Here is a 6,026-nt window from a genome sequence, read left to right as displayed (position 1 = left end):
CACCGCAGGTCCTGCAATGGCCGGCTTCGCCATCCGGACCAGCTTCGCCGGCCACGCCAGCCTTGGCGCAAAGGCCGCTCATGAACTAAGATTTGCCTTGGACCACCCGGTGGGGGCCGACCAGCAAAGTGGCCGATTTTTACAAGGCCACAGGGACGGAGTTTCCGGCTATTAAGATGGCGGGCTCGCGCCGCGAGGAATGTCTTCGACGCGGCGTACGGTGTCGCAATGCAGACTGGATCAACCGCTCGGGCGGATGCATATGCGCAGCATCAGGAACGCGCTCTACGAAAGGCGCATGTTATGCTGCAACCCCCCATTCTGCAGGCACTCGCGGTCTCCGGCATGCTTACCGTCGCATTGCTCGTGACTATTGGACTGACGAAACTCGTCGGCTGATTCCGCCACACGCTGTTGCGCTGATCTCCCGGATGCAAAAGCCTGCCACTGGTAGAGCATCGATACAGATTTTGGCCGCCCGACGAATCCAGTCTCGTCGCGCGGCCTTCATTCGAGCGTTGAAGGGTGAGCGAGGTCGCATGTTTCTCGCTGGAAGCGTCTAGCAGTCTCAGGCGGGCATGGCTCTTATTTGCTCGCCATCTGCTCCGCGCCTGCGCTTCCCCATGCTCGTCCTCGAACTCGGGCCGGTCGCCAGCGCACTCCTCCACGTCGACGGATCACCATGATCACACCTCCGCGTCGGGATGGGCGATACCAGCGACTGTGTATAGCAGCCCGCTAGAAAAGCGCTCGTCCATGATCATAATCTCGCGGGTCAGGGTGTTGCCGATGATGGCGGCAGCGCGGGCGCGTTCCTCGGCAAGGCTGGTCGTGTCGTATTCGAGCAGATCCCACAGGGCCTGCTCCCAAGCATCGCTGGTGGCCTCATAGGCTTCCTCTGCTGCGGTGAGGCCGAAGTCCGCCATGCGACGATCCTTGTCGTCATGGATGCGATCTGCCAGCGCGTGGTTCTCTGCCTCCTTGGTGCGCAGGGTGGCAGTCATGGCCTCGGCCAGTGTCGGGTCCATCTTCGTGAAGGGGGCGACGGCTGCGGCCTGCTCCCGGTACTTCTCGCGAATCTCGCGATGCATCTGCTCCCGGTCGAATAGGCCCGTCTCGATGGCTCCGCCGAAATAAGGGACCATGGGCAGCGGGTTCGCCTTCACATGAGCTTTCCATACGTCAGTGGCGTGCTCCAGCGGGTCGATCGTGGCTTCCCATGTGGCTACGGCCTGCAGGGTCTTGGCGATCAGGTCGGCCAGCTCGGCAGAAATCGGCGACGCAGGGGCCGATGCAGCCGGAACTGTGGCCATGGCGGCGGCTGCGGCTCCAGTGGTCAGCACAGCGCGGCGGGTGATAGCGGGCATGGCTTCGCCATTCGCCCCAGTTGGGTCGTTACGCATGGTGTTCTCCAATTGTTGGTGGTTCGATGGGTGCCGAGCTGTGCGGCGAGGTTAAGCTGCGGTGGCGTATTTGGCGCGAATGCGCTGGATCGAATGGCGGAAAGGGGTGGCGCTGATCGTCAGTTTGCGGATCTCGGCATCCGAAACCGGACGGAACGTGCCGGCTGCCTCCTCGGCGGCAATCTCTGCGCGGACACGCTCGGCGGTCGCTTTCTGCGCCTGCCGGACGGCGATGAGGGCGGCCCGGTCCTTGGCTTCCTTCCATGCCCACATCAGATCAGCCCGGAACCAGTCGCGGTTGAAGGTGCGGGCCTTATGGCTGCGGTAGCGAGCCCAGGCGGCTTGCATGATGGCGCGGCGGTCGAACATTGGTTCTGGCTCCCTTGTCTGTTGGCCGTCTAGCATCTATTTAAGATATAATGATCTATAAAACAAGCGTAAAACAGCTATATGAACGAAAAACATTCATCACATTTGAGGGGATTTAAATGAACGCCGACCAGCTCCGCGCCGGGCGAACACTTCTTCGGTGGTCACAGGCAGACTTGGCTGAAAGGTCAGATGTCTCGCTCTCCACCATTCGCCGGCTGGAGGCCATGACGGGGGGCCTTGTTGGGAACGCCACCACATTGAAAGCTCTACAGACGGCGCTCGATCAGGGGGGCGTCATCTTCATCGCCGAGAACGGTGAGGGTGCCGGCGTTCGGCTGCGGAAGGCGACATAGACTGGGAGAGCCCGAGTGCCGATCCTCATCATCATCGGTGTCGGACTATGGTCCTGGCTAGGGGATCCGCCCAGGACTGTAGCGGGCTGGCTGTGGCCTAACGAAGCCGCTCCATGGGAGCAAGTCGACGCCTTCTATTATCCGAACCGTTCTGACCTGAGCGTCCATCGAGAGTTCCGCGACCTATCGAGTGTCACTGCATGCCGATCAATGGTGCAGAACATGGCAAACGCCGCAGGGGACGCAGAAATATTGCGCGGGGATTATGAGTGCGGCGTCGGCCCCACCTCGCGTCCCGAATATGGCGGCATGACCGTTTACAGGCTGACAGTCCGGTAAGGCGGCAGAAAGGGTCTCCACAAGGTGGCTACCCTTCCCCTCGCACGAATGCCGAGAAGCGCGCCAAATCTGGCGAGCGCAAAAGCCGCCGGATGGCCGGTGTTGGTGCAGGCCCCTGAATGACGTTTGGTTGCCGGAATCCTCGGCTTCCATCTCTTGGCGCTGTGCTCGACCGTTACCGAGCATCTGCGTATACCATACGGAGGATTCAGCCCCGGCGCCGTCCTGTCAGCCGTGCGGAAGATGCTGCACAGGCTGGAGCGGCAAGGCGGGGTGGTGCGGGCTGGCTGGGATGGGGATGCGAGTGTGTGGCGCTTTGCGCAATAAAAAGCCCCGCCGAAGCGGGGCTTCGTCACCTTTAAAGGTAACCTTATTCTGCGGCTTCCAATGCCCGAGGATGCGTCGGGCTATTGTTGTCGCGAGAAAGACGGTCTTGATATCGAGCCAGAGCCTTACGCATCTTCGCGGCTTGAGCGCCGGTTATAATGCGCTTCCCATCGAAAACCCGATCGCTCTTATATTCCCGCACGCTCAGCCGAGCATGCGGCGTAATGTGAGGGCGCATAAGCATCGCGATTGATCTCCTATATCCCGATCATTTCCATGATCATTGTTGAACGTCAAGCTCCTGAACGCTCCATCATCCAAAATGTCCGATTGGCTGGGTCGGTTCCTTGATCAATAAGTTTGAAACCGCAGGATGTCACCACACCCGTTATCATATGGTGTTTTTTCATCGCTTTATCAGACACCGACCGCGCCTTCGTGACCCGATAAATGTAGAGAGGGTTAGCCGCTTGAATAAGGCTCGCGCAAGCGCCACAAACAAACTCTAAAACCAAAGGCGCCATTCCGTCCGGTAGATAATTTCGGACAAGTTCACGATCCTGAGTATCGAAAGTTTCGTCGGCGTCGTCCTCTGGGATCACCAGAAATGAAAACGAAAACTCGTGCGCGAAAATTTCTCCGACGTAACCGGATTCAAGCTTGATGTTTAATGCCAGTGCGCGGCGGGTGTCGTGACATACTGCTAACGGTACTAGAACGACATATCCGTCTGAATCTTCAAGTGCCTCGACAGAGTAGACGGCAGGCTGGTCAAAAATCACTTGATGGAAAGTCAATTTACGCTCGGGTGCAGTATTGGCAGCATGCGCGAACATCCTTTCGTTCCTGCGTGGTAGCTGATTGCACCACCGCTGCCAATACCCACACCACGAGCGGCTGACGGGAGATAGGATTGCATTGCCGACCAGCGCGAAGGCGTTGCCGCCGTTGTCACGGCGGTGATGATCCTCGCACCATGCGGCGTATGAGGCGTAGGCTGCGAGGTACTTTGGCGAGACGCCATGGTGCTGGCCGGCGACCATGCGGCGCAGGCGGGAGAATAAGCTTTCCACCCAGTTCGTGTGTTTGCCGTTGCCCTTGCTGCAGACAAGCCGCTTGCCAAAGATGCGGGGCTGGCTGAACATGCAGCATGGCCACCGACGAACCTGATCCTCCAAAACCGCGCCTCGTCGTGGAAAACGACGGCGCGGCTTTTCGCGCGGAGTGGGCTAAGCGCAGCATTCAGTCCCCTTTGCGTGACCTGGCCGCCAACCTAATGCGCATCACGCGCGGCGCCGGCAAGCCTCACGAAGTCGGAGGTCAATGCTCCGCGGTTCTGGAGGCCTTCACCGAATATCGTGGAGAGGTCGGTACGTGGCCGTCTAGCTGGGAGATCCAGGAGGCTCTCGAACTCGACCGTCCATCGACATCACTCAGCGACGAAGCGTTGGAATGGGAAACAGGCATTCGGGCCATGATGTACGGCAGCCTCCAGATAGCTGCATCGCAATTGCTCGGGCAGAAACCTCAGAGAGTTGCCGGCGAGCGCGAGCTTCTCGAAGGCCTACGCCCCATTGAAGAACGGCGAGCGCGCAGTCGACAGCAATATCTAGCCGCCACAAGCCTGCCCGAACGGCAGAGGCGTCGAAATTCCCGGACGAAGAAGCCATCTTCGAAGCCTTAAATGCGAACACCTCTCACGCGAAAGCGCGCCTCGGACGTGAAGCCGTCGCCCCGATCCATCCGAAGGCGATGCCGGCCATTCTGACCGAGCCGGAGGAGGTTGACGTCTGGATGCGGGCGGAATGGTCAGAAGCGTCGGCGCTGCAACGGCCATTGTCGAACGATGGGCTGCAGATCGTGGCGCGCGGCGAGCGGAAGGATGGGGGGTAGGTTGCCGGCTTGTGCGACTTCCCATGCGCTCTGGCTTGGCTATGCCGAACCAGCAAGGCGCCCGGCAGGGTGAGCGTCTGAAAATCGTCGTTGTGCGACTGCGCCGACAGGCGTATAGCCCGCTCCGCTTCAATCTGGGTGATTGCCATGAGCGATAAGCCTGTACGCCGAGAGTTCGTTGTCGAGTCAGCTCTGCATGGTGTCCTCATCATGCTGGCCCTCATCACCCTGATCATGGGGGTCGCCTGGGTTTTGGGCGCTTAGGCTCCGGAGCCAGCGAAACTGATCGCAATCTTGCTGGCGTTCTTCAGGTTCGCCCCGGCACCTGGGCGCGAACCCGCATGCTGATGTCCCGGCTGCCGCACTCGGAGCATTTCAGCGGCGGCGCCCACTGTACGAACACCTGGTTGCGCCCCCAGCGTCGAATCGCCTCGTCGAGCGTCAGGCCAAGCGTCCGGTGACAGTGATTGCAGGCCCAGGCGAGCCCCATGCCGGCGTCGGCGAGCTTGCCGAGGGTGTCGATCGTATGCGGGTCTGGGGAAGGGCGCATCAAGTAGGCGCTATGCGGCACTCAGTCCGAGAGCAGCACACCAGCGGTCCCAGGACGCCTGCGCAGCAGCCATCGCACTTTCTCGGTTGTCCTCCCTCCCGGATGTCTTCGCTATCCCGAAAGGGTTCACCCCGCGGATTGACCAGTGCCACTTGCCATCAGGCCGGGAGATCACCGATGCGATGACCCTGCCGTTCCGCAGGCCGTGCGAACAGCCTTCCCTGCGATCCTCCCACGCCAGCGGAATATTCCCGCCAGAGACCGCGTCATCTACTGCCTGCACCACTGACTTCCTTTATTCGGCGAAGGCTGCGCCTGCCCTTCCGCGAAGAGCACTTGCATCACCTGCTCTTTGAAGTTGCGGATACGCGGCGACGGATCGCCAACTCGATTTCCGCTCACGGCAAACCAACCGGCCGCTCTGTTTCCATAGTGACGTCACCCGAAAGGCTGCTGGGAGCTGCGATGGCAAGCGCTACAGTGACCACAGTAACCACCGCACAGACCGCGATGAACAGCTTGTCTGTCGATCCGCTTTTCGGCTCGTCTCGATCGAGCCGTCCTGCAATCTCCAAGCTCCGACGCAGAGCTGCCCGGCGTTCCTTCGTCATTCTGTCAACAGGGTTCGGCCGGTCTCGGCCAAGTGTTTGGCGCCCCGATCTCACCTGTTTAGTCCCGGCATTTGGTGGATTGGATCGAGCGTGAATCGTTCTGGTTCTGAAGTCCATCGTTTGCAGATGAACTCGTAGGGCGTGAGGCCCTTCAGGGTCTTGAGGCGCCGGGCGAAGT

At 60.2% G+C, this 6,026-nt stretch carries 5 protein-coding genes and 3 pseudogenes; 3 read left to right on the top strand and 5 right to left on the bottom strand.

Features of this window, described 5'->3' with window-relative positions; genetic code table 11:
• Nucleotides 1-686 precede the first annotated feature (686 nt).
• Together H9Q09_RS22175 and H9Q09_RS22170 are read right to left on the bottom strand one after the other, a co-directional pair.
• Complete coding sequence (locus H9Q09_RS22175) at nt 687-1,403, bottom strand: hypothetical protein (protein WP_187392877.1); 717 nt, start codon at nt 1,401-1,403, stop codon at nt 687-689.
• A 51-nt stretch (nt 1,404-1,454) separates the two neighbouring features.
• Entirely contained in the window at nt 1,455-1,772 is a 318-nt protein-coding gene (locus H9Q09_RS22170) for a hypothetical protein (protein ID WP_187392876.1), read from the bottom strand.
• A gap of 119 nt (nt 1,773-1,891) precedes the next feature.
• Between H9Q09_RS22170 and H9Q09_RS22165 the strand changes: the two genes are divergently transcribed.
• Nucleotides 1,892-2,128, top strand: a complete 237-nt coding sequence (locus tag H9Q09_RS22165) for a helix-turn-helix transcriptional regulator (protein ID WP_187392875.1) — start codon at nt 1,892-1,894, stop codon at nt 2,126-2,128.
• A gap of 1,535 nt (nt 2,129-3,663) precedes the next feature.
• On the opposite strand, the pseudogene H9Q09_RS22160 reads toward H9Q09_RS22165, so the two are convergent.
• Nucleotides 3,664-3,888 (bottom strand): annotated as a pseudogene (locus tag H9Q09_RS22160) (transposase); the annotation flags it as partial.
• 56 nt (nt 3,889-3,944) lie between these two features.
• Between H9Q09_RS22160 and H9Q09_RS22155 the strand changes: the two are divergent.
• A complete protein-coding gene (locus tag H9Q09_RS22155) occupies nt 3,945-4,478 on the top strand; it encodes a hypothetical protein (RefSeq protein ID WP_187392874.1) in 534 nt (177 codons plus the stop codon).
• A gap of 44 nt (nt 4,479-4,522) precedes the next feature.
• Nucleotides 4,523-4,687: pseudogene (locus H9Q09_RS22630) on the top strand (SOS response-associated peptidase); the annotation flags it as partial.
• A 307-nt stretch (nt 4,688-4,994) separates the two neighbouring features.
• On the opposite strand, the gene H9Q09_RS22145 reads toward H9Q09_RS22630, so the two are convergent.
• Together H9Q09_RS22145 and H9Q09_RS22140 are read right to left on the bottom strand one after the other, a co-directional pair.
• Complete coding sequence (locus H9Q09_RS22145) at nt 4,995-5,237, bottom strand: hypothetical protein (protein ID WP_187392872.1); 243 nt, start codon at nt 5,235-5,237, stop codon at nt 4,995-4,997.
• Between the two features lie 661 nt (nt 5,238-5,898).
• Nucleotides 5,899-6,026 (bottom strand): annotated as a pseudogene (locus H9Q09_RS22140) (IS481 family transposase); the annotation flags it as partial.

It is taken from the genome of Aurantimonas sp. DM33-3 (assembly GCF_014334315.1).
GTDB lineage: Bacteria > Pseudomonadota > Alphaproteobacteria > Rhizobiales > Rhizobiaceae > Aurantimonas > Aurantimonas coralicida.
The sequence above is the reverse complement of the archived record's forward strand: the minus strand, read 5'-3'. Positions and strand labels throughout refer to the sequence as shown.

What these genes read in the sequence shown, in the direction of transcription:
- H9Q09_RS22175 (WP_187392877.1), bottom strand. Translation starts at nt 1,403, where the DNA reads ATGCGTAACGACCCAACTGGGGCGAATGGCGAAGCCATGCCCGCTATC.
- H9Q09_RS22170 (WP_187392876.1), bottom strand. Translation starts at nt 1,772, where the DNA reads ATGTTCGACCGCCGCGCCATCATGCAAGCCGCCTGGGCTCGCTACCGC.
- H9Q09_RS22145 (WP_187392872.1), bottom strand. Translation starts at nt 5,237, where the DNA reads ATGCGCCCTTCCCCAGACCCGCATACGATCGACACCCTCGGCAAGCTC.
- H9Q09_RS22165 (WP_187392875.1), top strand. Translation starts at nt 1,892, where the DNA reads ATGAACGCCGACCAGCTCCGCGCCGGGCGAACACTTCTTCGGTGGTCA.
- H9Q09_RS22155 (WP_187392874.1), top strand. Translation starts at nt 3,945, where the DNA reads ATGGCCACCGACGAACCTGATCCTCCAAAACCGCGCCTCGTCGTGGAA.